The 25,266-nt window shown below is 61.6% G+C and carries 25 protein-coding genes; 7 read left to right on the top strand and 18 right to left on the bottom strand.

Features of this window, described 5'->3' with window-relative positions; translation table 11 throughout:
- Positions 1 to 93 precede the first annotated feature (93 nt).
- Together BLV41_RS01440 and BLV41_RS01435 are read right to left on the bottom strand one after the other, a co-directional pair.
- Positions 94 to 600, bottom strand: coding sequence for a GNAT family N-acetyltransferase (locus BLV41_RS01440; protein WP_074709904.1), 507 nt, complete (start codon positions 598 to 600; stop codon positions 94 to 96).
- Positions 542 to 1,459, bottom strand: a complete 918-nt coding sequence (locus BLV41_RS01435; protein WP_244516689.1) for an EamA family transporter — start codon at positions 1,457 to 1,459, stop codon at positions 542 to 544. Before BLV41_RS01435 ends, BLV41_RS01440 begins: the two co-directional genes overlap by 59 nt.
- Positions 1,460 to 1,525: 66 nt before the next feature.
- Between BLV41_RS01435 and BLV41_RS01430 the strand changes: the two genes are divergently transcribed.
- The 3 genes from BLV41_RS01430 to hrpA are packed head-to-tail and all read left to right on the top strand — an operon-like array spanning position 1,526 to position 6,940.
- Entirely contained in the window at positions 1,526 to 2,029 is a 504-nt protein-coding gene (locus BLV41_RS01430) for a MarR family winged helix-turn-helix transcriptional regulator (protein WP_074709898.1), read from the top strand.
- A gap of 50 nt (positions 2,030 to 2,079) precedes the next feature.
- Complete coding sequence (locus tag BLV41_RS01425; protein ID WP_074709896.1) at positions 2,080 to 2,925, top strand: hypothetical protein; 846 nt, start codon at positions 2,080 to 2,082, stop codon at positions 2,923 to 2,925.
- Between the two features lie 13 nt (positions 2,926 to 2,938).
- Positions 2,939 to 6,940, top strand: a complete 4,002-nt coding sequence (hrpA, locus tag BLV41_RS01420; protein ID WP_074709893.1) for an ATP-dependent RNA helicase HrpA — start codon at positions 2,939 to 2,941, stop codon at positions 6,938 to 6,940.
- A gap of 13 nt (positions 6,941 to 6,953) precedes the next feature.
- Here hrpA and BLV41_RS01415 read toward each other — a convergent pair whose 3' ends face one another.
- Complete coding sequence (locus BLV41_RS01415; protein ID WP_074709890.1) at positions 6,954 to 7,976, bottom strand: matrixin family metalloprotease; 1,023 nt, start codon at positions 7,974 to 7,976, stop codon at positions 6,954 to 6,956.
- A gap of 195 nt (positions 7,977 to 8,171) precedes the next feature.
- Entirely contained in the window at positions 8,172 to 9,218 is a 1,047-nt protein-coding gene (locus tag BLV41_RS01410) for an SDR family NAD(P)-dependent oxidoreductase (RefSeq protein WP_074709887.1), read from the bottom strand.
- A 177-nt stretch (positions 9,219 to 9,395) separates the two neighbouring features.
- Between BLV41_RS01410 and BLV41_RS01405 the strand changes: the two genes are divergently transcribed.
- Entirely contained in the window at positions 9,396 to 9,956 is a 561-nt protein-coding gene (locus tag BLV41_RS01405; RefSeq protein ID WP_074709885.1) for a TetR family transcriptional regulator, read from the top strand.
- 114 nt (positions 9,957 to 10,070) lie between these two features.
- Here the strand turns inward: BLV41_RS01405 and BLV41_RS01400 are convergent, their stop codons facing one another.
- Genes BLV41_RS01400 through BLV41_RS01390 form a run of 3 tightly spaced genes read right to left on the bottom strand, consistent with a single transcriptional unit; the run spans position 10,071 to position 12,408 of the window.
- Positions 10,071 to 10,499, bottom strand: coding sequence for an HIT family protein (locus BLV41_RS01400; RefSeq protein WP_074709882.1), 429 nt, complete (start codon positions 10,497 to 10,499; stop codon positions 10,071 to 10,073).
- A 17-nt stretch (positions 10,500 to 10,516) separates the two neighbouring features.
- On the bottom strand, positions 10,517 to 11,566 hold the full coding sequence (locus tag BLV41_RS01395; protein ID WP_074709879.1) for an NAD(P)-dependent alcohol dehydrogenase: 1,050 nt from the start codon (positions 11,564 to 11,566) through the stop codon (positions 10,517 to 10,519).
- A complete protein-coding gene (locus BLV41_RS01390; protein WP_074709877.1) occupies positions 11,563 to 12,408 on the bottom strand; it encodes a sulfurtransferase in 846 nt (281 codons plus the stop codon). Before BLV41_RS01390 ends, BLV41_RS01395 begins: the two co-directional genes overlap by 4 nt.
- Positions 12,409 to 12,515: 107 nt before the next feature.
- Here BLV41_RS01390 and BLV41_RS01385 point away from each other — a divergent pair, with 107 nt between their 5' ends.
- Positions 12,516 to 13,595 (top strand): PLP-dependent cysteine synthase family protein, encoded by a 1,080-nt coding sequence (locus BLV41_RS01385; protein ID WP_244516687.1) that lies wholly within the window; start codon positions 12,516 to 12,518, stop codon positions 13,593 to 13,595.
- On the opposite strand, the gene BLV41_RS01380 is transcribed toward BLV41_RS01385, so the two are convergent.
- Positions 13,592 to 14,248, bottom strand: coding sequence for an MBL fold metallo-hydrolase (locus BLV41_RS01380; RefSeq protein ID WP_074709871.1), 657 nt, complete (start codon positions 14,246 to 14,248; stop codon positions 13,592 to 13,594). The two genes, BLV41_RS01385 and BLV41_RS01380, sit on opposite strands and share 4 nt — an antisense overlap.
- Positions 14,249 to 14,380: 132 nt before the next feature.
- Between BLV41_RS01380 and BLV41_RS01375 the strand changes: the two genes are divergently transcribed.
- Positions 14,381 to 14,773, top strand: coding sequence for a Fur family transcriptional regulator (locus BLV41_RS01375; protein ID WP_044571678.1), 393 nt, complete (start codon positions 14,381 to 14,383; stop codon positions 14,771 to 14,773).
- Here BLV41_RS01375 and BLV41_RS01370 read toward each other — a convergent pair.
- A complete protein-coding gene (locus BLV41_RS01370) occupies positions 14,770 to 15,900 on the bottom strand; it encodes a hypothetical protein (RefSeq protein WP_083360535.1) in 1,131 nt (376 codons plus the stop codon). The two genes, BLV41_RS01375 and BLV41_RS01370, sit on opposite strands and share 4 nt — an antisense overlap.
- Positions 15,901 to 15,979: 79 nt before the next feature.
- On the opposite strand from BLV41_RS01370, the gene BLV41_RS01365 reads away from it, so the two are divergent.
- Positions 15,980 to 16,441, top strand: a complete 462-nt coding sequence (locus BLV41_RS01365) for a MarR family winged helix-turn-helix transcriptional regulator (protein ID WP_074709868.1) — start codon at positions 15,980 to 15,982, stop codon at positions 16,439 to 16,441.
- Here BLV41_RS01365 and BLV41_RS01360 read toward each other — a convergent pair.
- From BLV41_RS01360 to BLV41_RS01320, 9 genes are all read right to left on the bottom strand, one after another.
- Positions 16,438 to 17,877 carry a lipase maturation factor family protein gene (locus BLV41_RS01360; protein ID WP_074709865.1) on the bottom strand — a complete coding sequence of 480 codons (1,440 nt, stop codon included), beginning with the start codon at positions 17,875 to 17,877 and terminating at the stop codon, positions 16,438 to 16,440. The genes BLV41_RS01365 and BLV41_RS01360 overlap by 4 nt on opposite strands.
- Positions 17,878 to 17,991: 114 nt before the next feature.
- On the bottom strand, positions 17,992 to 18,861 hold the full coding sequence (locus tag BLV41_RS01355; protein ID WP_044571685.1) for a metal ABC transporter permease: 870 nt from the start codon (positions 18,859 to 18,861) through the stop codon (positions 17,992 to 17,994).
- Entirely contained in the window at positions 18,858 to 19,718 is an 861-nt protein-coding gene (locus BLV41_RS01350; RefSeq protein WP_074709862.1) for a metal ABC transporter ATP-binding protein, read from the bottom strand. The genes BLV41_RS01355 and BLV41_RS01350 overlap by 4 nt, the downstream gene beginning before the upstream one ends.
- Complete coding sequence (locus BLV41_RS01345; RefSeq protein WP_074709859.1) at positions 19,715 to 20,635, bottom strand: metal ABC transporter solute-binding protein, Zn/Mn family; 921 nt, start codon at positions 20,633 to 20,635, stop codon at positions 19,715 to 19,717. Before BLV41_RS01345 ends, BLV41_RS01350 begins: the two co-directional genes overlap by 4 nt.
- Positions 20,636 to 20,711: 76 nt before the next feature.
- Entirely contained in the window at positions 20,712 to 21,770 is a 1,059-nt protein-coding gene (locus tag BLV41_RS01340; protein ID WP_074709856.1) for a hemolysin family protein, read from the bottom strand.
- The gene (locus BLV41_RS01335) at positions 21,767 to 23,107 is read right to left on the bottom strand and encodes a hemolysin family protein (RefSeq protein ID WP_074709854.1); all 1,341 of its coding nucleotides are present in this window, start codon (positions 23,105 to 23,107) and stop codon (positions 21,767 to 21,769) included. The genes BLV41_RS01340 and BLV41_RS01335 overlap by 4 nt, the downstream gene beginning before the upstream one ends.
- Positions 23,108 to 23,430: 323 nt before the next feature.
- Positions 23,431 to 23,949 (bottom strand): flavin reductase family protein, encoded by a 519-nt coding sequence (locus BLV41_RS01330; protein WP_074709852.1) that lies wholly within the window; start codon positions 23,947 to 23,949, stop codon positions 23,431 to 23,433.
- A 132-nt stretch (positions 23,950 to 24,081) separates the two neighbouring features.
- Complete coding sequence (gene soxR / locus BLV41_RS01325) at positions 24,082 to 24,570, bottom strand: redox-sensitive transcriptional activator SoxR (RefSeq protein ID WP_074713024.1); 489 nt, start codon at positions 24,568 to 24,570, stop codon at positions 24,082 to 24,084.
- Positions 24,563 to 25,129 (bottom strand): gluconokinase, encoded by a 567-nt coding sequence (locus BLV41_RS01320; protein ID WP_074709849.1) that lies wholly within the window; start codon positions 25,127 to 25,129, stop codon positions 24,563 to 24,565. Before BLV41_RS01320 ends, soxR begins: the two co-directional genes overlap by 8 nt.
- Positions 25,130 to 25,266: the final 137 nt, after the last annotated feature.

The raw sequence follows: 25,266 nt of genomic DNA, 5'->3' as shown, positions 1-25,266 counted from the left end.
CGGGCAAATCTGTGGATGGCAACCACGCGAGCCGCAGCTATGGAGGAATGAACGGCCTAAAAGTGGCCCCTATCGAGCCAATCAGGAGGCCACTCAGGGCAATTGCAGCTTGAAGCCCGCGTGGGACTGCGTGAATCCCAGCCGTTCGTAGAAGCGGTGGGCATCAAGGCGGGAAGCATCACTTGTCAGCTGCACCAAGGCCGCACCGCGCCGTCGGGCTTCATCAACAGCCCAGGTGATCATGGCCCCGCCAAGGCCCAAGCCACGCAGTTGTTCATCGACCCGGACTGCCTCGATCTGCAGACGCGTTGCCCCACTTCGCGCCATACCGGGCAAGAACGTCAGCTGCATCGTAGCCACCACCTCGCCTGCCGCCCCGTCGCCCACAAGGCCCTCGACGACACACAACAAATGGGCCGGGTCGGCATCTATGGCGTGGAACGCGGCAACATAGGGCTCTCTCCGCTCCGGCGCCGCAGATTCAACGGCAGCACGGAGTTGGTCACGGGCAATCAGCTCGATGATGGGGCCGACGTCGGACTCAACGGCTCTGCGCAGCTGGAAGCTCTTGTCGGCGAGCGCGAACGTTGCCAGGATCATGGGTGGTTCCCTTCAAGGTGATGCCGGCCGTAATGGAAGCCAACACCACGAGAATACCCACCAACTGCCAGGGACTCAGCGCTTGGCCGGCCACCAGCCACCCAAGCACAATGGCAACGACGGGGCTGAGCAGCCCCAGGAATGCCGCCGCGCCGGCCGGCAGCTGGGCCAGTCCGCGGAACCAGCAGAAATAGGCCACGGCCGTACCTATGAGGGACAGGTAGAGGTAGCCAAGGATGTTTGGCACGGTCAGCGGAGCCGTGGGCAGGCCCTCGAATATCAACAACAGGATGGACAAGGTGGCACCGCCGGCCGCCAGCTGCCAGGCCGTGGTGGCCAGGGGGGACACCGGCCGACCACCCCTTGATACGGGCTGGCCCCATTTCTTTGCAAGGACCATTCCAGCCGCCATGGAAAGCGTGCCGCCAGCTGCCGCGGCGAGTCCCAGCCCATCCAGCCTCGCCTGGGATTGAAGCACAATCAAAGCCACGCCAAACACTCCCGTGGTGCCCGCGAGCAGCCGGGTCAACGTCAATTTCTCGTGAAGTACGCGGCTAGCCAAGAGCGCCACCAGCAACGGCTGAATGCCACCAACAATGGCTGCCACTCCCCCTGGCAGTCGGTAGGCCGCCACGAACAGCAACGCGAAAAATACGCCGATATTCAGGATTCCCAATACCCAGGACTTCCACCACCATGACCCTTGCGGCAATCGCCTGGACAGCGCCAGCAGGAGCAGCCCTGCCGGAAGCGCCCGCAGGGTCGCGGCAAGGAGCGGCCTACCCTCAGGAAGAAACAAGGTCGCGGTCAAGTAGGTGGTCCCCCACAGTGCAGGAGCCAGAGCGGTTATGAAGATCAAAGGTAATTTTTTACTAAGCACTTAGCTAATATAACTAAGTGCTTAGCAAATTGCTAGACTGGTGCCATGACCGATCATTTAGACCGCATCCTCGAACAGTGGAAGGCTGAAAAGCCACACCTCGACGTTTCCCCCATGGCCGTCATCGGGAGGCTGGGCAGGGCCTCGGCCGCTATCAATGCGCGGCTCGCAGCCACGTTCACCAAGCATGACCTGGATTCATCCAGCTTCGACGTCCTCGCCACCCTCCTGCGCAGCGGAGCACCCTATTGCCTCATCCCGGCCACCCTGGCGCGCGACTCCATGATCTCCACCAGCGCCGTGGCACAACGCCTGAACAAGCTCGAGAGCCGGGCTCTGGTGACCCGAAAGGTAAACCCCGACGACGGACGTGGCACCTTGGTTGCCCTGACCCCTGCCGGGCGAAAGCTGATCGAGGCGGCATTGCCCGATCATCTGGCCACCGAGCACGCCATCACGGGAGTGCTGACCAAGGCAGAACAGACCCAGCTGGCGGCCCTGCTGCAAAAACTCGCGGACTCCGCTGGCGGCCGGACCGCCGGAAAGTGACGCAGCGTTGTAAGAGTGGGGGCTGCGCCCATCCGTGACAGACTTCCTCCATGACCAAATTGATTGCCGTGCTTGCCATTCTCGCTGCCCTGGCATGGGCGGTTACGGCAACGGCATCGTGGATCACCAAGAAAAAGGCACCGCTGGCCATTGCCTCCGGTCGGGCACCAACTCACGTGACAGCAGCCGAGCAGAACAAGGCCATGCTCCGAGCACAACTGCGTCCGGCGGCTGGCATGGTTTTCGCCCTGGTCATGTTCGCGGCTCTGTTCAGGGTTTCCATTGGCATAGCAGGCCAGGCTGGACTGCCTACGGCCCTCACGGCAGGGTTGTCGGCCAGCGGTGGATTGCTGCTGTTCTCGGCCTTGCCTGCGACGGCCTTGCCTGCGGGTCCGACGCCAGCCCGGCAGCGACTCGCTGCAAAGAAACACTTCGTCATGCCGTTCGCCACCTTGATCGCCTTCCTGGCTTTCCTCGTGGTGAGCGCTCAGGCGGATGCCAGCTACCCAGGCTGGGAAGGCGCACTTCCCTTGGCGCTTGCAGCCTTGGCCCTGACAGGCTCCTCGCTGCTTGCACTGCGGCGCATGGCAAAAACAGCGTCACTGCCGGATCCGCGGATGACAGTCCTGGACCGCAGCTGGCGAGAGCTCTCCGCCCGCCTTGTCCTGACGTTCACGAGCGGTGCGCTGTTGGCTTATTTGGGCGGCACGGCCATGGCCACCGGACAGAGCTTGCTGGGCACTGAACCAGCGTCACCAGCCTTGGGAATCACCTGCGTGGCGCTGGGATCAGCACTTGCCTTGGCCGGCGTCGTACTTTTGGTGATGGCGGCGAAGGGTGCATTCACCATCCGCGCCACAGCACTCAAAGGCACTCCGGCACCAATAACCGCATAAACTGGGTGGCACCATGACTTTCACTATCTCCTACCCCGCCGCGCTGCCCGTCTCGGAGCGCCGCGAGGACATCATGGCTGCCATCGCCGCCAACCAGGTCACCATCATCGCCGGTGAAACTGGCTCCGGAAAGACCACCCAGATCCCGAAAATGTGCGTGGAACTGGGACTCGCCGAGAAAGGGCTGATCGGCCACACGCAGCCACGCCGCCTCGCAGCGCGCACAGTTGCCGAGCGCATCGCCAGCGAAATGGGCGTGGAAATCGGTGAAGAGGTGGGCTTCCAGGTCCGTTTCACCGGCCATGTGGGCCCCCAAACAAAAATCAAGCTCATGACCGACGGCATCTTGCTGGCGGAAATTCAGCGCGACCGCCTGCTGCGCAAATACTCCGTCATCATCATCGACGAAGCCCACGAACGCTCCCTGAACATCGACTTCATCTTGGGGTATCTGCGCCAGATCCTGCCCAAGCGCCCAGATTTGAAGATCGTCATCACCTCGGCCACGATCGATCCCGAGCGCTTCGCCACCCACTTCGCCTCCCCTGAAGGCCCGGCCCCCATCATCGAGGTCTCCGGCCGCACCTTCCCCGTGGACATCCGATACCGCCCCCTCAGCGGCCCTGCCAATGGGGAGGACGACGACGACCTCGACTCACGCACGGACCGCCAGCTTGACGGGGGCAACAGTGAAGAGGACCGGGATCCGCTGGATGCCGTGTGCGACGCCGTGGACGAGTTGTCCAAGGAAGCTCCCGGGGACATCCTGATCTTCTTCTCCGGCGAACGGGAAATCCGTGATGCCGCCGACGCCTTGGCCGGGCGGGTCAAGACCAATCCTCGGCTCCGAGACGTCCAAATCCTCCCGCTCTTTGCCCGGCTCTCACTGGCCGAGCAGCACGCCGTGTTCACTCCCGGCAGTCGCAAGCGCATTGTGCTGGCCACGAACGTTGCAGAGACCTCGCTGACGGTGCCCGGCATCAAGTACGTCATCGATACCGGCACCGCGCGTATTTCCCGGTATTCGCACCGGACCAAGGTCCAGCGCCTGCCCATTGAGCGGGTCTCCCAGGCCTCGGCCAACCAGCGCTCGGGCCGTTGCGGCCGTGTCTCGGACGGCATCTGCATCCGCCTCTACTCCGAAGAGGACTACAACGCCCGCAGTGAGTTCACGGATCCGGAAATCCTGCGCACCAACCTGGCCGCCGTCATCCTGCAGATGACCGCCATGGGTGTGGCCAAGGGCCCCAAGGACGTGGAGAAGTTCCCGTTCGTGCAGCCGCCGGACTCGCGCGCCATTACCGACGGCGTCACCCTCCTGCGCGAGCTGGGCGCCGTGAGCGCCCAAGGCGGGATTACCGGCGTCGGACGTCAGTTGTCTCAGCTGCCGGTTGACCCACGGCTGGGCCGGATGATCGTGGAGGCCGCCAAGCGCGGCGTTGCGGCCGAGGTCATGGTGCTCGCCGCGGCGCTCACCATTCAGGATCCACGCGAACGCCCCACCGACAAGCAGCAACTCGCCACCGAAAAGCACAAGCGTTTCCAGGACGAGAACTCCGACTTCACCGGGTTCCTGAATCTGTGGCGGTACATCAAGGAGAAGCAGAACGAGCTGTCCTCCAGCGCGTTCCGGCGCCTGTGCAAGGCCGAATTCATCAACTACCTGCGCGTGCGTGAGTGGCAGGATTTGTTCACCCAGCTCAAGCAGATGGCAAAGTCCGTGGATATCAAAATCTCCGGCAATGACATTGACCCGGTGGCCAACCACGACGCCATCCACATGTCGCTGCTGACCGGTCTGTTGAGCCATATTGGTCTCTACGATCAGCGCAAGCGTGAGTACGCCGGCGCGCGCGGCACCAAGTTCATGGTGTTCCCGGGCTCTGCCCTGTTCAAGAAGTCGCCCGATTGGGTCATGGCCGCCGAACTCGTGGAGACCTCGCGTCTCTGGGCGCGCGTGGCCGCCAAGTTTGACCCGTTGTGGGCCGAACAGGTGGCGCCGGACCTGGTCAAGCGCACGTACAGCGAGCCACACTGGTCCAAGAAAATGGGCTCCGTCATGGCGCACGAGAAGGTCACCCTGTACGGGGTTCCGATTGTGCCGGACCGCCGCATCCACTACGGCAAGATCGATCCGGAACTCAGCCGGGAAATGTTCATCCGCCATGCCCTCGTGGAAGGAGACTGGCACACGAACCACAAGTTCTTCCACCGAAACCAGGCCCTGTTGGCCGAGGTGGAGGAACTGGAAACCCGCATGCGTCGGCGCGACCTGCGCGTGGACGACGAGACGCTCTTTGAGTTCTATGACGAGCGCGTGGGTGCCGACGTGGTGTCCGAGCGGCACTTCGACAAGTGGTGGAAGGACGCCCGCCACACGAACGCCGCATTGCTGGACTTCGACACCCAGGTGGTCATGGCCGAGGAACCCGCCCTCGATGAGGCGGCCTTCCCCAAGACCTGGACCCAGGGCGAGTTTGAGCTGCCCCTGTCCTACGAGTTCCACCCCACCGCCCCCGGTGCTGCGCCCAACCCGTCCGACGGCGTGACGGTGCAGGTTCCGTTGTTGTTCCTGAACCAGCTCTCCGAAGCCCCGTTCAGGTGGCAGATCCCCGGGCTGCGGGCCGAGCTGGTGACGGCGCTGATCAAGTCGCTGCCCAAGGCGATCCGGAAGAACTTCATTCCGGCGCCGGATGTTGCCAAGCAGGCTGCGGCGTCGCTGGCCGAGGATTTTGACCCGTCAATTGATGGACTGGAGGCGTCGCTGGAGCTTGCCCTGCGACGCATCAAGGGGCATGTGATCCCGCCGGGCTCATGGAATTGGGACGCCGTGCCCTCGCATTTGCGCATGGCGTTCTCCGTGGTGGAAAAAAATGGCGGCGTCCTGGAAGAAGGACAGGACCTGGCGGCCCTGCAGGCTCAACTGGCAGGCGCCACCCGCCGCGCCATCGCGGAATCGTTGGGGGCTACACCCAAGACCACCCAGGCCAGCCGGACCACGCTCGGTGTGCCTGCCGGAATGAACGGCAAGGGCGCCCCAGCGAAAGGTGCACAGGCAGCGGGAGCGCCGGGTCCGATCCCCAGCCGCTCCCCCCACTCGCAAGCTCGTGGCGGGTCCCTCGCGGCCGTGGGCCCTGTAGCTGATGGCATCCAGGAACGTTCCGGCCTGACCGAATGGAACGTGGGCACCCTGCCCCGCGAGGTCAAGCGTCTGGTGGGCGGGCACACCGTGACGGGTTATCCGGCACTGATCGATGAGGGTTCCCTGGCCGGAATTCGTGTGTTCCAGCGCCAGGACGTGCAAGAAGCTGCCATGCGCGGCGGCGTCATCCGTCTTTTGGCCCTGCGTGTTCCGTCGCCGGATCGATACGTTCTGGATCACCTGAGCAACACCGAAAAGCTCACGTTCAGCCAGAACCCGCACGGCAGCGTCACGGAGCTGATTGCCGATTGCACCTTGGCCACGATCGACAAGCTCACCCCCGCCGCGTTGCCGTGGAGCAAAGAAGAATTCGACGCGCTGTATGAAGTGGTGCGCGCGGAACTGATCGACACGGTGTTCTCGGTGACGGCCGTCGTCGAACGGGTCTTGGCCTCCACTATGCGCATCCAAAAAGCGCTGCGGGCAACCACCAGCCTGCCGCTCATCAGTGCGCTCAACGACATCAAGCAACAACTGGAACTGCTGGTCTATCCAGGGTTCGTGGCCAAGACCGGCTTTGCCCAGCTCAGCCAACTGCCGCGCTACCTCACAGCGATTGAGAAGCGGCTGGAGAAGCTGCCGTCAAATGTGAATCGCGACGGGCAGTCGATGGCTGCGGTGCAGCGCTTGGAGGACGAGTACGACGACGCCGTGGCGGCTTTGCTGCCCGCCCAACGGTCAACTGCCGGGCTCGAGCATGTGCGCTGGATGATCGAGGAACTGCGCGTCAGCTTGTTTGCCGTGGAGCTGGGGACGGCGTATTCGGTCTCTGAGAAACGTATTCGGGTGGCATTGGCAAAGGCGATGTCCTAGCCCAAGCGCTCCATCAATGGTTGGCGTAGCACTTCCCCTGGCCAAGTTTCGCGAGCCCGGTGAGGTCGCCGTCCGCATAGCTGGTGATGTCCTGCTGCCCGTGTTCATACATCAATTGGGTTGGGTCCTGTACGTGGCCCAGCCCAAGAACATGCCCCAGTTCATGTTGGACAATCCCACCGGCGAGCGCAGTGCCGTTGGGCGCCGTCAGGAGATTGTCAAAGACGAGCTCGTTGAGCTGAACCGTGCCGGTGACATACACTCGGCTGCCCGCCTCACCCACGATTGGCTGGCTGCCGCCCAGACCTGCCACATTCTCCACGCCGGGCGTCTCGTCGATGGCGAATTGGGGTTCATCCTTCGGCGTTTCCCACACGAAAAGCACCGGCGCCCACTGTTCCCCATACCTGTCAGGCTGGTACACCGAGCGGTCTTCGCTGAAGCCCTCGGTGGTTTCGCCGTCGTCGATGAACACCAATCCCGCTGCCTTTGACGCGGCAGCCACGGCATCGGCAATCAGCTGCTGGCCACCCGGCGGCGCGTTGTCTGGGCGCGTCACATAGTGGATGGGGCGGCAGGGGTCGTAAGCAACAAAAGCTCCCGCGTCATCAATGAAGGTGTAGCTGTCACTGCTCTGGGCAGGCATGGCGGGTTGCCCCAGAGGGTTCTTGTCCGCTTCGATGCCCCGGGGCGGATAGCCCGCGGACCATTGGCTCCCCGCATTGAGAATGCTGCCTGAGCCTGGCTCGTGGAACTGCTCGCCAACAATGGCCGTTGAGATCTTCTCACCCAGATCGGGACTCACGTACCAGACACCTGCCCCGACAATCGCCAGAGCCGTGCACACTGTCAGCAGCACTCTTGCCGGGGATCGCCGCTTCACGGTTGCCTTGGTCGAACGGCCGCGGCCGAACCGGTGACGCGGCTTCGCCACGGAGCTGTCGCCCTGCATGGCGCCGACCAGCCGCTGGACCTCTTCGTCATGCACCCACTGGGGTGTGCGTCCAGAGGGTGAGCCGGGATCGCGCCCGCTCACTGAATCCGTCCCGTCATGGCACTTCTCATGGAACAACCACCCCAACCAGCATCAAATTTGTATCCACAGGTACCCATTACGAGAATGCTAACCCACGGGTGGTGTGTAAATTCTGCGTCCCGTCAATGGCGAATAGTGCGCCACTTCGAAAGTGGCGCACTATTCGTTCGCAGCCGTGCGCAGAAACCGGAGGATTTAGGCTGCCGACCAGCCGCCGTCGGAGGGCAGGATGACGCCGTTGACATTGACGCCGTCGTCGCTGAGGAGGAACGTAATGGAGGCTGCGAGCGCATCACCTTCAACAGGATCGGGCAGAACCGCCATGGCACGGCGGACACGACTTGCACCGAGCTCGGAGTCGAACCTGGCTTCGATGTTGGTGATGACCGGGCCCGGTGCGACGGCGTTGACGCGGATTCCGCTGGGACCGTACATGAACGCGCTGCTCTTGGTCAGGCCGGCGACGGCGTGCTTGGACGCCGTGTATGCAGCTCCCGCGGCCGAACCGCGCAGCGCAGCCTCGGAGGCCACGTTGACAATGGAACCCTGCGCCTGGGCAAGCATGGCAGGGACCACGGCGCGCATGAGCTTCATGGTGCCATTGACGTTGATGTTGAACACACGGTTCCAAACATCGTCGGCTACCTCGTGAACGGGCGTCATGTTGTCCATAATCCCGGCGATGTTGGCCAAACCGTCAATGCGCTCACCGGCGGCCTCAACGATGGCTGCCACGGCGGCGTCGTCGGTAATATCACCGGAAACCGAGACGATATTGCCCTCGGGCAGGGAAGCGGCAAAATCGGCCAGGCGCTCGGCGGAAATGTCGACGGCGACAACCCGGCCACCCTCACGGGCAACACGAGACGCCGTAGCCCGGCCAATGCCTGAACCGGCACCCGTGATGATGATCGTCTTACCCGAAAAGCGGCCCGTGGTGACCTTCTCAACCCAGGGCGGAGTCTCCGGGCCACTTGCCTCGACGGGAGCCTGGGCCGCGGTTTCGACAGGGATGTCCCCGGCCTCCACACGCAGGACCAGAGCATCCACCATCTCCTGGGTGAACGCACCCTGACTGACCTGCACGAGGCGGTTCAGCGCCATCTTGGACACGGGGCGCAGCGACTCGCCGTCCTGACCACCCTGGGCCAACATTGCGCGGAACACGGGGCCACCGGCAGGATCCGCCAGCCAGGTGCTGATAGTTGACTCGCCGCTGAGGTTGTTGGGGTTGTTGCTCATAAGAGAATGTTCTCCGTTTCATGGGTAGGTGTGGCGCTGACTGGTGTGGCATTCGTAGGCCTGCCTAGAGGGAAGCGCCCATCATCGCCAGTTCAACTTCGCGGTCCCACTGTTCAAAATGGGTCCTTGCCTTCCACAAGACTACCGGACAGCACTGTCCGGTTATAGACTGGCCCCGTGTCAACGAAAGCGAAAGTAAACCTTGGACCCAGTGCCGGACCTGCCAATAGGGCTGCCCTGATAGCAGCAGCGCGAGAGGTATTTGCCGAGTCCGGCTTCATGGCGCCGCTGAGTTCCGTAGCCAAGCTTGCCGGGGTGGGGCAGGGCAGCCTGTACCGCCATTTCCCGGACAGGATTTCCCTGGCGGTTGCTGTTTTTGATGACAACATCACCGCGCTGGAAGAGCTGGGCGCCCGCACCGATTCGACGCTCGTTGATCTTTTTAACAGCGTGGCGGAGCAGGTAATCACATCGACGGCCCTGATAGACATGATCACATCAGAGCGCGATGAACGCACCGAACACCTGGCCACGCGGATGACGGCGGTTGTGGCGGCACTTTTAGCTCGCGATCAAGAACAGGGGCGAATAGCGCATCATGTGGAGGCCGCCGATGTCATGCTGGCCATCTCGATGCTGGCCATGCTCTTGGCACGAACCCCTGTTGGCGAGCGCGCCGACGCAGCGGCAAGGGCGCGTGCCATTTTTCGGGCGGCATTCATCCCGTCCCGGACGTAGCCACCCACGCAACCAGGCGCCGTCGTTTGCTTCTGCGCGTGGTTAACGCCGAATGTGGCGCCACATTGGAAGTGGCGCCACATTCGGCACTAACGGTGTGCATGAATCGCGGTGTTAAGCCTCGGGGACGAACTCTCCGTGTCCGGCCTCGCGCAGGGCGAGCCGCAACTTTTCAGCGTTGGCGTCCAGGACAGCCGGATCAGGGTTGTTATCCACGGCGGCAAAGCTGAAGTTTTCCAGCCCATAGGCCGGGAACACATGAATATGCAGGTGCTCAACCTCAAAACCCGCCACGATCACACCGGAGCGGGGAGCCCCAAAGGCAGCCAGCTGGGCTTGTCCGATGCTCTGCGAAACACTCATGAGTTTTGCCATGAGATCCGGTGAGGCGTCGGTCCACTTGTCCACTTCCTGGCGCGGAACCACCAGGACGTGGCCATCGGTGATGGGCCCAATGGTCAGGAAGGAAACACAATCCTCGTCCTTCCAAATGAAACGCCCGGGGATCTCACCGCTAATAATCTTGCTGAATAAAGTGCTCAAGAAATGCTCCTAAAGAGTTAGATGGTGGCCACGTCGAGCACAAAGCGGTATTTGACGTCGCCAACCACCATGCGGTCGTAGGCCTCGTCCAGCTCGGTGGCCTTGACCATTTCAATGTCTGAGGCGATGCCGTGCTCGGCACAGAAATCAAGCATTTCCTGCGTCTCGGCGATACCGCCAATCAAGGACCCACCGTAGGCGAGGCGCTTGCGGATCAGCAGCCCCGGATCGACCGGCGGCATCTTCTCGGAGGGCAACCCCAGTTGGATCAGGGCACCATCCCGGGCCAAGGTACGCATGTAGGGGTTGAGGTCGTGAACTGCGGCAACCGTGTCCAGGATGACGTTTAGCGTTCCCTTGGCGGAAGCCATTGCCTCGGGATCTGAAGACACCACAACGTTGTCGGCACCGAGCGCCAGCGCGTCAGGGGCCTTGGCCGGTGAGGTGGTGAAGACCGTCACCGTTGCACCCAGGGCTTTGGCAATCTTGACTCCCATGTGGCCCAATCCGCCCAAGCCAATCACGCCCACCGCGTCACCCTCCTGAACGTCAAGGTAGCGCAGCGGCGAGTATGTGGTGACTCCGGCACACAACAGCGGTGCGGCGGCTGCCGGATCCATGCCTTCGGGGATGTGCACGACGTAGTTTTCATCCACCACGATGCCCTGTGAGTAACCGCCCTGGGTAATGACGTCCCCATTGCGCCGGTCAACTGAGCCGTAGGTGCCGACGTTTCCGGCTTCGCAGTACTGCTCAAAGCCCTCGAGGCAGGAATCGCATTCGCGGCAGGAGTCCACCATGCAGCCCACGCCTACGCGCTGGCCAACCGTAAAGCCTTCAACGGAATCACCCACCCGGCTCACGACGCCGACGATCTCGTGGCCGGGCACCAGCGGGTACTTTGCCGGTCCCCATTCGGACCGGATGGTGTGCACATCCGAGTGGCACAGCCCGCAAAATTCAATGTCGATGGCAACATCGTGGGGTCCGGGTTCGCGGCGCTCCACTTTGCCGGGGCGAAGCCCTGAGGTGGCCGATACTGCTGAATAAACTTTAACTTGGGTCATCCCTCAACCCTATCGCCGTCAGCACCCGTGGCAACCGGCCGCCCAGGCTGATTGGACCACGCCGACCACGATCCCGGATAGAGTGCAGCCCTAAATCCGGCGATCTCCAGCGCGGCAATTTGATGTGCCGCCGTCACACCCGATCCGCAATACACGGCCACGGAACTTCCCGGCGCAACACCCAACGCGGCAAACCGTGCCCCAAGCCACGCTGCCGGCAAAAACGTCTTGTCCGGGGCCAGATTCTCCGTAGTTGGCGCGCTCACGGCTCCCGGAATGTGCCCGGCCCGCGGATCCATGGGCTCCACCTCCCCCCGGTACCGCTCCCCCGCCCGCGCATCGAGCAGGATACCTGCCCACGCGGCGGCACCGTCGCTGTCAATAGTTTCCTTCGCCCCATAGCGGACGACGGCGTCACCTGGTTCCGCTGTTTCCTCGCCTTGCTCCAGGGGAAGGCCGGCGGCCCGCCAGGGCGCCAAACCGCCGTCGAGCAGGTAAACGTTGGCTATGCCTGAGTAGCCCAGCAGCCACCAAGCGCGGGCAGCGGCGGCAGACCCGGCGTCGTCGTAAATCACAACAGTGTCACCGCCGTTAATGCCCCAGGTCCGCACGGTTTGGGCAAAATCGGCCTCGGTGGGCAGCGGGTGGCGGCCATCTTCGGGACGCCCATGGGAGGCCAGCTGCGCGTCCATGTCCACAAAGACGGCCCCGGGAATGTGTCCGGACAGATAGTGGTCATGGCCGTGGGGATCGCCCAGCACCCAGCGCACATCCAGCAGCACTGTCCGCTTTCCGGCGGATATGCGCTCCTGCAGTTGGGCAACGTTCATCAGGATTGACATGGCGGCTCCTTGGGAGAATTTCTTGTGGTCCACCAACAAATGTACTTCCCCACGATGGCCTTCGAACGACAATGGCGTTGCGGCCACCTCACGATACCCTGATGAGTATGACTGCCGTACCCGTTTCCCGGTCCTGGACCCACGCCGCCATTGCAACGCTGCAAGCGGAGAACAACCGCTCTGCCGACACCCACCTTTATAAGATTGAGCTTCCTGAGCACTGGGGTGTTGACCTGTTTGTGAAGGACGAATCCTGCCACCGCACCGGCAGCCTCAAGCATCGACTGGCCCGCTCGCTGTTCCTCTTTGGCCTTGTCAACGGGTGGATCAATGAGGGAACCACCATTGTGGAGGCCAGTTCGGGAAGCACGGCGGTGTCCGAGGCGTATTTTGCGCAGCTGTTGGGGCTGGATTTCGTGGCCGTCATGACGGCCGGGACCAGCCCGGAAAAGATCGCCCTGATCGAGCAATTTGGCGGCCGCTGTCACTTTGTGGACCACGCCGATGAGGTTTATGCGGCCGCTGCGAGTATTGCCGCCGAGACCAACGGGCATTACATGGACCAATTCACTTATGCCGAACGGGCCACGGATTGGCGCGGGAACAACAACATCGCCGAATCCATCTTCAACCAGCTGGCGCACGAGAGATTCCCGGAACCGTCCTGGGTGGTGGTGGGCTCCGGCACCGGCGGCACTTCCGCCACGATCGGACGCTACATCCGGTATCACGGCCATTCCTCGCGCTTGATGGTTGTGGACCCGGAAGGCTCGGCGTTCTACCCGGCATGGAAGAACCAGGACTTATCCGTAGTCACCGGCAATTCCTCCCGCATTGAGGGGATTGGCCGCCCACGGGTTGAGCCCAGCTTCGTCCCCGGCGTCATTGACTCCATGCTGGAAATCCCGGACGCCGCCTCCGTGGCGGCCATGATGCACTTCAAGAAGCTGACGGGCCTGCACGCCGGACCCTCCACCGGAACCAACCTGTGGGGCGTGTGGCAGTTGATTGCACAGATGGTGGCCGCCGGTGAAAAGGGCAGCATCGTCACGCTCATGTGCGACGGCGGTGAACGCTATGTGGGCAGCTACAACAACCCCGCGTGGCTGGATGCCAAGGGCCTGGACCCCTCCCCGCACCTCGCATCCCTTGACGATTTCTTCGCCACCGGGGTGTGGCAGGGCTAGAGATCCACCGACTGACCGGTGTTCAAGTGCTGGAATTTCACGCCGTGCAGGGCCCCAATTCGGGCAATATGGGCTTCGGTGAATGCCAGGCCGTTTTCGTTCAGCAGCGCCTCGTGGATTTGGTAGGCATGCGGAGCTCGCACAGACACCACAAAGTCCACCACCTCGGAAACCTTGGACCAGGGTGCATGTACGGGCACCAGCAAGGTGCCCACACTGACGCCGTCGGGAACAATGAGCGAATCTCCTGGGTGGTAGAGATCGTCGTCGATCAAATAGCCAAGATTGGCGACCACGGGGACGGATGGGTGGATGAGAGCGTGCTGACCGCCAAAGCACTGCACGGCAAATCCGGCCACGGTGAAGCGTTCACCGGCAGCGGCATCGAAAATGCTGGCAGCATGCTCCGGAACCTTCAATCGCAGGGCACTGGCAACACCGGCCGGCGCATGAATGGCTAGCCTGGGCGTTGCGGCCAAGGCTGCTGTGAGGGCCTGCGCATCGAAGTGATCCGCATGTTCGTGCGTGATCAGGACGGCATCAGCTCCGGCGAGGGCCGCCTCGGATTCCGAAAAAACTCCTGGGTCAAGAACCAGTACGCGCCCATCCTGCTCGATCCGGACACAGGCGTGAGTGAATTTAGTCAGCAACATGCTGCCAGCATATGCCTCTCTCCCCGGCCGTGCCATGGTGACACCAACAGGGGTGATCCCGGGCAGGTGCGATAGTCTGGATGACTGGATCCAGCAATGAGAAAGTGAGTTGGCGCATTGAATGATGTCCCGATGAAGGAACAGCGCGTCACGAAGCAGCGCGTGGCCATCAGCGCGGCCATGGACACGCTGGATGACTTTGTCAGCACCCAGGAACTGCACCGACTGCTCCACGAACAAGGCACACCCGTCTCGCTGGCCACCACCTACCGCATCCTGGCCTCCATGGCCGATGAAGGACTTCTGGACAGCCTGCGCAATGGCGAGGGCGAGGCCGTGTACCGGCGTTGCAATGCCACGAGCCATCATCACCACCTCCTGTGCCGCAACTGCGGGAAGACCGTGGAGGTGGAGGCGCCAGCTGTAGAGAGCTGGGCCGCACGCATTGCAGCGGACAACGGTTTCACCCAGGTCCAGCACACCGTGGAAATCTACGGCCTGTGCCCGGAGTGCTCGGCAGCCTAAGCCGCTATTGCGCCCTCAACCTCGCGGATGCGGGCGTTCTCATTGGCAAGGCGAATTTTTCGTTCACTCCACACGTGTGTGAGGACCATGAGGAGGGCGCCGGGTACCAGCCACAAGGCCAGTTTCAGAACATCAAATGCAATGTCCTGGCCGGGGAAATAGGCAAGATTTTGGGCTGCCTGATACCAAGCAGCTCCGTTCCAGAAGGCGTTGAGCCCGCCGAAGAGGCCAGGCTGCATGGCAGGGGCAAAGATGCCACCGGAACTTGTAAAGTTCAGAGCCACAAAGAGCAGCGTCAGGATCGGCGTCGTCCAGTGACGTAACAGGGGATGCAGCCCCATCCCGAGCATCACGATGGCGCTGACGTACAGCCACGACAACAGCCAGGTCCCCCACACAGCTCCCTGCAACACGTTGTAGACCGGGCCCGCTATCACCACGCCAATCGCGGAGACCACGGCGCCGGCCGCCAGTGCCAGGGCAAAGCGCGTTCGCAAGCGAACCCTGCCCATGAAGCCTGACAACGGCACTGAGCTGGCGTAGCCGCCAATGCTCAAGGCCACGAGCATGAAGAACAAGCCTTGCCCAGTGCTGTCATGGCTACCCACGGGCACCACGTCAACGACTTGGAAGGGCAGATTTTGCGAGAAGGCCACGGGCATGAAGATCTTTTGAGTGATGTTGGCAGTGGTTTCCGAGGCTGCGCTCGAGAGGAACAAAGTGGCGTTCGCAGTCCCGGGCTCGTAGGCGGCAGCCAATTCGCGTTGGGCAATCAAGGTTCGAGCGCTGGCAACATCGGGAACCGTTCGCACATCCAAGGCCTGCCCTGCCTTGTCCTTGAGTGTTTGTGCAAACACCTTTGTGGCGGCCGTATCTCCCACCACAGCCACCTGCACATTGTGGGGGTGAGGCTCGTGGAAGGCTCCCAAATAGGCCAGCCCCATGACGGCGGCAAGGAAAAAGGGGATCAGCATCGTCAGGCCAAGCTTTCGCCAGGCCGCCGCCGGCACGCGCTCCGGAAGGTTCTTCGGACGGGTTTTCGGACTATGCAAGATCTGTGCAGGCTCCGAGGAATCCACAAGGGGATCGGGATCGATGGTGGCAAGGTGCGTGTTGTGAGTCGTCATTATTCCGTTAACCCTACGCCTAATGTTGCATAATGCAACATTGAGTGTTGTTTCATGCAACAGGTACTAGGCTGAGGACATGGACACCACCCCGCGCGACAGCGATGTTGAAGCCGTCTTTGGCCAGCTGCGTGAAATTTCCCGCCGTTCCAACGCGCGCTCGCGCATCATCGACCATCCGCTGACATTTGTTGAGCATTCGCTGCTGCGCTTCATCGCCACCACGGCGGGCACCCGGGCTACGGACATTGCCACTGCTTTCGCCCTGAACCGATCCACTGTGTCACGGCAGATCAACACGTTGATTGGCCTTGGACTGGTCCACTACCAGGATCATGAAACGGGCGGCAAGGACAATTCCACCGGGGCGGAGACATCTGGCCGGGGCCGGATTCTGGCATTGACTGAGCTTGGCCGGATCCAGCTGGCCTCGTCCACGGCAGCGCATCAAGACGTGGTCAAGGACCGCTTGTCAGGGTGGACTGATTCGGAAATTGCCACCTTCGCCGCTGCGCTTGCGCGGTACAACGAGGCCGACTAGCTTTCAGGCGTTGGCGGGCCCGCGCCGATGGGTGGCACCAGCATTCCCAACGGCTCCCGAACCCACCAGGCACCAGTCGCCCGCCACTCACGCCAGCTGGTGTAGCGGTAGGCGAAGACCCGGGCACGCAGCTGCAGGGGCGCCTGCCCACCAAAGGGGTCATGCCGGAGCAACTTAAGTGTGGCCTGATCCGCCGCCAGCAATTTCCCCAGAAATGGCAGAAACCAGCCCATGCCCGGTTGTCCCAGGGCCAGGAACCACATCATCCAATCCAGCCGCAGGTGGTAAGGCGCAAACTGCCGGGGCAGACGCGCGGGATCCCCAGGCTTGCCATGAAAACCGTATTCGCGCCAGGTGCGCCCATCCCAACCCTCAACCACCACCTCGTGGCGATCGCGCGTGATGCTCCCGAACGCCCCGTAGGCGTTGCCCAGTCGCCAGCGGTTGAAACTGCCGTTCATGATCTGGTTTCGGGAGAACAAGTTCTTCAGCGGCCACCAACTCAGCACCAGCATGAGAGCCCCCACGGCAAGCACGACGCCGGCAAACCAGAACGGCATCCCCGGAACCTCGGTGCCGCTCGACCCAGGGACGGCAGGCCAGGTGGCATCCGGAAGAGAGACGGCGGAAAACGCCAGCACCACCGTCACTGCATTGAGCCAGGCAAAGTTCCCTGAGAGCAGAAGCCAGCACTGGGTCACGATCACCACTGCCGCGGCCCAGGTGGCGATGGGCGCAGGTGCAAACAATAGGAACGGCACTATCAGCTGGGCAAAGTGGTTTCCCACCACCTCCACCTTGTGCAGTGGCTTGGGCAGATGATGAAACCACCAGCTGAGCGGATTGGGCATTGGCTGGGTTTCATGGTGGTAGTACAGGGCTGTCAGGTCGCGCCACGCCCCATCGCCGCGCAGCTTGATCATGCCGGCACCAAACTCGAGCCGGAACACGAGCCAGCGCAGCAGCCAGATGGTGATGACCGGCGTCGTGGTTTGATTCGAGCCAAGGAAAGCGGCAAGGAAGCCGGCTTCAAGCAGGAGGATTTCCCACCCAAACCCGTAGAAGACTTGCCCAACATTCACGATTGACATGTACAACAGCCACAGTGAAAGGAACACCACCATGGGCATCCAGGGCGGGCCCTGCTGGGGCAGGCCAAGCACCACTGATGCACCCAGGACCACCCCTGTCCACGCGACCGTGCGCAACAATGCGTCCGAATAGTGCCGGCTAAAGAGTGTGGGGCCGGGCGTTCGGCGTACGCCTGCGACATAGCGTGGCACGGGAAGCAGACCCCGCTCCCCCAGCAATGCCGGAAATTGCAGGGCGCTGGAGATGAATGCAATCATGTAGATCGCCGCGATGCCGCGCTGGAGGACGAATCGTGCAACCTGATAGTCCGCAGATCCGAACCAAGCAGCGCCCAACCACTCCATGAATTAACGCTAGACCCAGTTGGGCCTGAACGCATACGCGAAACTCATGGTGAGTTCAGCGGATAAATGCCTCTACGCCGAACCCACGGTGAGGTCTGCGGATAAGTTCGTCAACTACAGCGCGGGCCGCGTGGACCAGCCTCGGCGACGGCGCACGGATCCTGCCACCCTGCACAACAGGTAAATCACAAAGGACAATGTTGTCACATAGGGGCTGATCGGGATGCTGCCACCCAAGGCCAGCATGATGCCGCCCACGGTGGAGATCATGGCGAAGGCCACGCTGAGCAGCACCACCATGCGCGGGGCTGCCGTAACCTGCAACGCTGCCGCGGCCGGCGTGATGAGCAGGGCCAAAACCAGCAGCGAGCCAACCACCTGAATGGACAACGCCACGGCGATGCCCAGCAAGAACATGAACGCCAGCGACAGTGTGCGCACCGGAATCCCCCGAGCTGCGGCAATATCGGCATCCACGCTGGCAAAGGTGAGTGGGCGCCAAATCAAGGCGAGGCCAACAATCACAATCAGGGCAGTGCCGCCCAGCACCGAGAGCTGCGTGGAATCGACCGAAACGATCTGGCCCGTCAGCAGGCCAAACTTATTCGCGGACCTGCCCTCATACAGCGAGAGGAACAAGATTCCCAGACCCAAGCCAAACGGCATGATCACGCCGATGACGGAGTTCTTCTCCCTGGCCCTAACACCCATGGCCCCCAGTAGCAGTGCGGCTGCAATGGAGCCCACGAGCGATCCAAAAATCACATCCGCGCCAATCAGCAGCGCGAACGCGGCACCGGCAAAGGACAACTCCGCGATGCCATGAACGGCGAAGGCAAGATCGCGCATCATGACAAAGGTGCCCACCAAGCCACCCACCAAACCAAGAATGGCTCCGGCTAGGAGTGTGTCTCGAAATAGTGGAAGCAATTCGCCGTAGTTGGAGAAATTAAAGACCGCGTTGGTGAAATCTGCCCAGTTCATGCGATCCCCCGTCCGCGCGCAGCATCTGTGGCGGGTGCATCGGTGACCTGCAGTTCCGGATCAACGTGTCCGTCAATGACGGAGTCCGGGCGCCCCACTACAACCAGGCGCCCCTCGACGTTGAGCACCTGGACGTTGGTTCCGTAGAGCTTGGAAAGCACCTCGGTTCGCATAACTTGCTCCGGGGTGCCGAGCGTAAAACGGCCTCCGGCCAGGTACAGGACCCTGTCCACGTGTTCCAAGATCGGGTTGATTTCATGCGTGACAAAGACGACGGCGGTGCCGTTCGCCTTGGCTTGTTCGGCTACCAGCGCGCTCACGGCTTTTTGGTGGTGCATGTCCAGGGACAACAGCGGCTCGTCACACAGCAGGACCTTCGGATTAGATGCCAGTGCCTGGGCAATCCGCAACCGCTGCTGCTCGCCACCGGAGAGCATGCCGACGGGAATTTTCCCGTAACTGGCGGCGCCAACCATTTCAAGAAGTTCGTCCACACGTTGACGGTAGGCGCGGCCACGGAGCCGAAAGCCCCATTTGTCGCCATCCACGCCCAAGCCCACCAAGTCGCGCGCGCGCAGGGCTGTGTCCGGGGCAAAGTGCTTTTGCTGGGGAACATAGCCAATGGCACGGCTGCCGCGTTTGGCGGGCACGCCGTCGAGCATGATCTGGCCGGAGCTCAAGGGAGCCAAGCCCAAAAGAATCTTCAGAAAACTCGTTTTACCGCTGCCATTGGCGCCTAAGACGGCTAGGAATTCACCGGGGCGAACATCCAAGTTGAGATCTTGCCACAGGGTGCGCGAGCCGTACTTCAAGGTGGCACGCTTGAGCGTGATGACCGAGGGTGCCGATGAGGTCATTTTCCGGCCACTGTATTTAGTCCTTGTTCCAAGTTAGCAACATTACCAAGCATCCAGTCGAGGTAGCTCGTGTTGGCCGGAAGGGTCTCGGAGAAATCCACCACGGGAACGCCTGCGGCCTCGGCCGCCGCCTTGACCTGCTGCGTTTGCGGGCTCTCAGTTTGGGTGTTGTAGGCCAACAGGGACACGTCCTTGGAGGCCATAATGGCAAGCACCTCCGCCACCGTTGTGGCAGGCACATCGGCCCCGTTCTCAATGGCCGAGGTGAACTTTTCCGGGGTCTTGTTGACGAGGCCAGCCTCGGCGAGCAGGTACAGCGGGACCGGCTCGGTGACCGCGGCACCGGCGCCTTCGTGGCCGGCCTTCAGTTCATGGAGCCGCGTCATCATGAGCGTCAATTTGGTCTTGAACGCGGTGGCCTGGGCCGTGAAAGCGCCACTCTGGGCCGGCAGGGCTGTGCTGAAGCGAGCCGCCAGATCATCTGCGAGCTTGGACATGGTGGGTAGCGAATACCACACGTGTTCGTTGAAGCCCTCGCCGGTATCGAGGCCGGACATGTCACTGACGTTGACGATCTCTGCAGAGTCCAGCTGGCCCTTGGCGAGCTGGGTGAAGAAGTCGTCGTACCCGCCACCATTCTCGATGCCCACTTGGGCTTTGGAGACGGCGAGTTTGTCTTGTGCATTGGCCTCGTAGCCATGCGGATCGGCGGCGGGATCGGAGATGATCGCATGGACGCTTACGTAGTCTCCGCCAACAGCCTTGGCGATGTCCGCGTAGACATTGGTTGTTGCCACCACAGAGACGGTTCCCTCGGAACCAGGGGTTGTTGTTTCAGCCCCACCGCACGCCGCCAGGGTCAGCGACGCAGCCAGGGTTGCACCGACAAGAAGGACTGAGCGGCGGGACTGAAACATGTATTTCCTTTTCGACGTGCTAATGAGAACAATTACCAATAAGAGCAAGCATAGCTCATATTGGGAACCGTTCGCATCAAGCGCGTTTGCGCTCCTGAATATGAGTCTGTGTGGCGTCCCGAATTTCGCCCACCAACTGCTCAATCACATCTTCCAGGAAAAGCACGCCCACGGTCTGTTCATTGGCGTCAATCACGCGAGCCATGTGGGAACCCGAGCGCTGCATGGCAGCCAACACGTCTTCAATTTCCTCCGTGGAGGCAATATTGACCATGGATCGCACGCGGCCCTCACCAATAGGCAGCTGGTAGCGCTCGGTGGGGATCCGCAGCACGTCCTTCAGGTGGAGGTAGCCCATGAGATTGCCTTCGGCATCAGCAAACACGAACCGGGAAAATCCGGTCTTGCCCACCTTGTGCTCAAAGTCCACGGGTGTGGCCTCGGTGGGCAAGGTGACCAGGGCATCCAGCGGAACCATGATCCCGCCGGCGGTCTGGGATGAGAACTCCAAGGCGCCCGTGATGAGACCTGTTTGGTCATCCACGAGTCCGCTCCGAGTTGATTCTTCAACGATCGACTGAACCTCTTGCAAGGTGAACGATGAAGAGACTTCGTCCTGGGGCTCAATGCCAAACCAGCGCACAATGTGGTTGGCACACCAGTTCAGCACCACAATGACGGGGCGAACCACCTTGCTGACCAGCACCAGGGGTGGCGCCAACAACAGCGCCGCCTTGTCGGCAGCTGAAACGCTCATGTTTTTCGGCACCATTTCACCGAACGTCACGTGCAGGAACGTCACGAGGGCCAGTGTGACGACGAACGCCACGGGAGCCGCAATGTTCTCTTCCAGCCCAACGGCATGCAGAGGCTCTGCCAATAGGTGGTGAATCGCCGGCTCTGCCACATTCAAGATCAACAGTGAACACACCGTGATTCCCAATTGCGAGCAGGCAAGCATGAGCGAGACGTTTTCCATGGCGCCCAAGGTGACCTTGGCTCGCTTGGAACCGGCCTCGGCCAGGGGTTCAATTTGGCTGCGTCGGGCCGTCATAACAGCAAATTCTGCCGCCACGAAGAAGGCGTTTCCGAACAACAACACCACCAGCCACGCAATTCCGGCCCAGGCGTTCACTGGGAATCACCTGCTTTGTCCGTTGCCTTCGATTCCGTCGCAGCAGGAGCCGGAATGAACTGAATCCGGTCAATTCGGCGTCGTTCAATTCTTTCCACCACAAGGGATCCACCCTGAACGGGGACGGTGTCACCCACGGCCGCAATGCGACCCAACTCGGCCATCATGAAGCCACCCACGGTTTCATAGCCGGCCTCATCGGGGACGGTGAGCGGGCCGATGCGTTCGGAGACCTCGTCGGGGCGCATCAGGCCAGGGAAGAACCAGGTGCCATCGGCGGCCAACAGAATTCCGGGTTTGATGCGATCGTGCTCATCGGAGACCTCGCCGACGATCTCCTCAACGAGGTCTTCCAGCGTGGTGACGCCGGCCGTTCCACCGTATTCGTCCTGGACCACGGCCATTTGCAGATTTCCTCCACGCAGTTCAAGGATCAAGGCATCCAGATGGACGGTCTCGGGCACGCGCAGAACGTCTGTCATGATGGCACCCACCTCGATTCCCGTGCGCTTGTGGAACGGGATGGAGACAGCACTTTTCAGGTGCACAACGCCCAAAATCTGATCGGCCGAATCACCAATAACCGGGAATCTGGAGTATCCGGTCCGCCGGGCAACGTCAATAATTTCGGCCACAGATTTGGTGCTTTCGATGGTTTCAACACGCATGCGCGGGGTCATGACATCGGCTGCCGTGCGCTCGGAAAAGCGCAGGGTCCGCGACAAGAAGGTAGCGGTCCCCTCATCAAGGGTTCCCATTTCCGCGGATCGGCGCACCAGTGACGCCAGCTCCGATGGGGACCTCGCTCCGGAAATTTCTTCCTTTGCTTCCATCCCGAAGAGGTTCAGGACCTTGTTGGAGAAGCCGTTCAACACCACAATGAAGGGCTTGAATATGGCCGTAAAGACGAGCTGGGGACGGGCTACAGCCTTGCCAATTTCAAAGGACTTGGCGATCGCCATATTCTTGGGAACCAGCTCACCAATCAGCATGGAGAGCAAGGTTGCAATCAACATGGCCAGGATCAGCGCGACACCTGAGACTGCGAGCTCAGGTACGCCCACCGCCTCTAGAGGGGCTGCCAGCAAGACACCCAGGGACGGCTCCATAAGGAAACCCGTCAGCAATGTGGTCAAGGTGATCCCCAATTGGCAGCTGGAAAGCTGTGTGGAGAGCGATTTCAAACAACGCAAGAGCGGCGCGGCAGCCTTGTCGCCGTCGTTCACGGCGCGCTGAACCGAGGCCTGGTCAAGGGCGACCAGGGAAAATTCAACGGCTACAAAGAATCCTGTACCGAGGATGAGCAGCAAGCCTGCTGCTAGGAGTATCCATTCCATGTCCTACTGCACCCCCGAAACCACAGCGCGCTGGAATGCTGCGCGAAAGTGGGGGTTGGCCGCCGGCGGAGGGTGGTCGGCGCTAGGGCCGGCCGCGGTGGAAGGTGTGGAACTGTGGTCACGAGTGCGGGGTTTGCCGGCATTGTCAACACGATTGCGGGAGGTCAATTGTGAACTCCGCAAGCTGTTGCGCCGGCCCCTAGATTTACTTTCCATAGGATTTTTAGTCTACATGAGCGCATACGCCCCGACGCGAGAGCATCGGTTACGGCGTCATGAACAATCGCCCCATAGTGCTCGGGCCGGTTGCCCTGTGCCGCGAATCATGCCCCGAGAACGCTGTGTTCCCCGAGCCAGTGGAAGGACCGGCTGTGATAAACCATGGGCGCACCGACGGCATCCGGAGAAATAATCTCAATGACTTCAGCTGCCAGCAGCAAAGATCCACCGGCCGGTGTGCGGCTAAGAACCGTGCACCGCAAGGAATATCCACCGTGAACGAGCAACGGTTCTCCCGTTTCCATGCGCGACCACGCCATGGCATCGGTAAAGCGTTCTGATCGTGAGTCTGCAAAGATCCGCGCCAAGTCACGGTCTGCAGCAGTCAGCAGGTGCACCACCACGGAGTCGGCCGCAGCAAGGGCGGCCGCAGATCCGCTGTTGGCCGCAAGGGAGAATGCCAACAACGGCGGTTCGGCAGACACTGATGCCACCGATGAGGCTGTGATGCCGACAGGTCCAGTGTCCGATTCTGCGGCAATGATGGCCACACCGGCCGGATGCCCGCCAAAAGCTGCCTTGAAATCACTCGTCAGCCGGGGCGCCTGAACCTGCACAGTCATAACCTAAAAATCCTCTCGAACCACCAGCCCAAACGGCCGGGTCTTCAAATGACTCTAGAACCTCAACCATAGTTGAGGTCAAATCGCCTGAATTGCTGTTTGAACTTGGGGCGGCTCGAGGCTTGGACTGTTTCACGGCAATTGGAGGTTCGTACCATCGAAGGCCCGCGCACCCGGCCCCTCTCCGGCCACCTGGTCTTCGGGATTCACAAAGCCACATTCGGCCAGCGAGAGACAACCGCATCCAATGCAGCCACCCAAACTTCCACGAAGCTTCTCCAAGGCATCGATTCGAGCAGTAAGCTCGGCTTGCCAATGTTGGGACAAGCGTTGCCAGTCGGATTGACTTGGCACGCCATGATCTGGCAGCTCCTCAAAGACAGAGGCAACCAGCGAGAGCGGAATGCCTGCCCTTTGGGCGGCCCTGATGACGGCGACGCGACGCAGCTCTGAGCGGGCATAGCGCCTCTGGTTGCCTGAGGTCCGGGTGCTAAAAATCAGGCCCTGGCGTTCGTAAAAGTGCAGCGCCGAGACACTGACGCCTCCCCGCTGCGCAACCTGGCCCACGCTCAACAGTTCCTGTGCGCGGTGCCCGGGCCCGGCGTCGGGCGTGTCAGTCACCGGAGACTTGGCGGATTCCGGCAACTGCGGCGTCGAGAATTTCATTCATGCTGGCGGCAATGTCGATGACAACAGCTGCCTCGTCTGCTTCCATCGGCTCAAGAGCATCAAGCTGCGACGCCAGGAGGTTGGGCGGCATGAAGTGGCCGGAGCGGCCCTCGAGCCGGGAGCTGAGCACCTCAAGGGATCCTTCGAGGTGCAAGAAGATCGTGTCCGGGGCCTGGGCGCGGATCGCATCGCGGTAGCGCCGCTTGAGCGCCGAACAGGCAACCACAATGCCCTTGCCCCGCGTTGTGGCCAGCTCGTGGCCCACCAGGTCCAGCCACGGCCAACGGTCTTCATCATTCAGGGGTGTGCCAGCGGCCATCTTGCGGATGTTTTCCAACGGGTGAAGCGAATCGGCATCGACAAACGGGAAGTTCATGGCATCGGCCACGAGCGTGCCAATGGTGCTCTTGCCAGCTCCGGAGACACCCATGACCACAACACGCGTTGCAGGTGACTTGGGTGATTCGGAATGTGGCGCAGCAGATTCAGGGGTGGCGTTAGGGGTAGTCATAGCCTCTTGTATATCAAATGTTGACGCGGATCACAGCAACGAGCTTGCTGCATGAACAAACCGGGCGTTGTTGCCGTGCATTCCAGGGTGTATTGCCAAAAGCACGCCAATGGACCGTACGCTGCCGGCAAGGTGCC

This window comes from Arthrobacter alpinus (assembly GCF_900105965.1).
Taxonomy (GTDB): domain Bacteria; phylum Actinomycetota; class Actinomycetes; order Actinomycetales; family Micrococcaceae; genus Specibacter; species Specibacter alpinus.
The sequence above is the reverse complement of the archived record's forward strand: the minus strand, read 5'-3'. Positions and strand labels throughout refer to the sequence as shown.

Excerpts from the sequence above, each read along its gene's own strand:
- BLV41_RS01440 (WP_074709904.1), bottom strand. The coding sequence starts at position 600 with ATGATCCTGGCAACGTTCGCGCTCGCCGACAAGAGCTTCCAGCTGCGC.
- BLV41_RS01430 (WP_074709898.1), top strand. The coding sequence starts at position 1,526 with ATGACCGATCATTTAGACCGCATCCTCGAACAGTGGAAGGCTGAAAAG.
- BLV41_RS01425 (WP_074709896.1), top strand. The coding sequence starts at position 2,080 with ATGACCAAATTGATTGCCGTGCTTGCCATTCTCGCTGCCCTGGCATGG.
- hrpA (WP_074709893.1), top strand. The coding sequence starts at position 2,939 with ATGACTTTCACTATCTCCTACCCCGCCGCGCTGCCCGTCTCGGAGCGC.
- BLV41_RS01410 (WP_074709887.1), bottom strand. The coding sequence starts at position 9,218 with ATGAGCAACAACCCCAACAACCTCAGCGGCGAGTCAACTATCAGCACC.
- BLV41_RS01395 (WP_074709879.1), bottom strand. The coding sequence starts at position 11,566 with ATGACCCAAGTTAAAGTTTATTCAGCAGTATCGGCCACCTCAGGGCTT.
- BLV41_RS01390 (WP_074709877.1), bottom strand. The coding sequence starts at position 12,408 with ATGTCAATCCTGATGAACGTTGCCCAACTGCAGGAGCGCATATCCGCC.
- BLV41_RS01385 (WP_244516687.1), top strand. The coding sequence starts at position 12,516 with ATGACTGCCGTACCCGTTTCCCGGTCCTGGACCCACGCCGCCATTGCA.
- BLV41_RS01380 (WP_074709871.1), bottom strand. The coding sequence starts at position 14,248 with ATGTTGCTGACTAAATTCACTCACGCCTGTGTCCGGATCGAGCAGGAT.
- BLV41_RS01375 (WP_044571678.1), top strand. The coding sequence starts at position 14,381 with ATGAAGGAACAGCGCGTCACGAAGCAGCGCGTGGCCATCAGCGCGGCC.
- BLV41_RS01370 (WP_083360535.1), bottom strand. The coding sequence starts at position 15,900 with ATGACGACTCACAACACGCACCTTGCCACCATCGATCCCGATCCCCTT.
- BLV41_RS01365 (WP_074709868.1), top strand. The coding sequence starts at position 15,980 with ATGGACACCACCCCGCGCGACAGCGATGTTGAAGCCGTCTTTGGCCAG.
- BLV41_RS01360 (WP_074709865.1), bottom strand. The coding sequence starts at position 17,877 with ATGGAGTGGTTGGGCGCTGCTTGGTTCGGATCTGCGGACTATCAGGTT.
- BLV41_RS01355 (WP_044571685.1), bottom strand. The coding sequence starts at position 18,861 with ATGAACTGGGCAGATTTCACCAACGCGGTCTTTAATTTCTCCAACTAC.
- BLV41_RS01350 (WP_074709862.1), bottom strand. The coding sequence starts at position 19,718 with ATGACCTCATCGGCACCCTCGGTCATCACGCTCAAGCGTGCCACCTTG.
- BLV41_RS01345 (WP_074709859.1), bottom strand. The coding sequence starts at position 20,635 with ATGTTTCAGTCCCGCCGCTCAGTCCTTCTTGTCGGTGCAACCCTGGCT.
- BLV41_RS01335 (WP_074709854.1), bottom strand. The coding sequence starts at position 23,107 with ATGGAATGGATACTCCTAGCAGCAGGCTTGCTGCTCATCCTCGGTACA.
- BLV41_RS01330 (WP_074709852.1), bottom strand. The coding sequence starts at position 23,949 with ATGACTGTGCAGGTTCAGGCGCCCCGGCTGACGAGTGATTTCAAGGCA.
- BLV41_RS01320 (WP_074709849.1), bottom strand. The coding sequence starts at position 25,129 with ATGACTACCCCTAACGCCACCCCTGAATCTGCTGCGCCACATTCCGAA.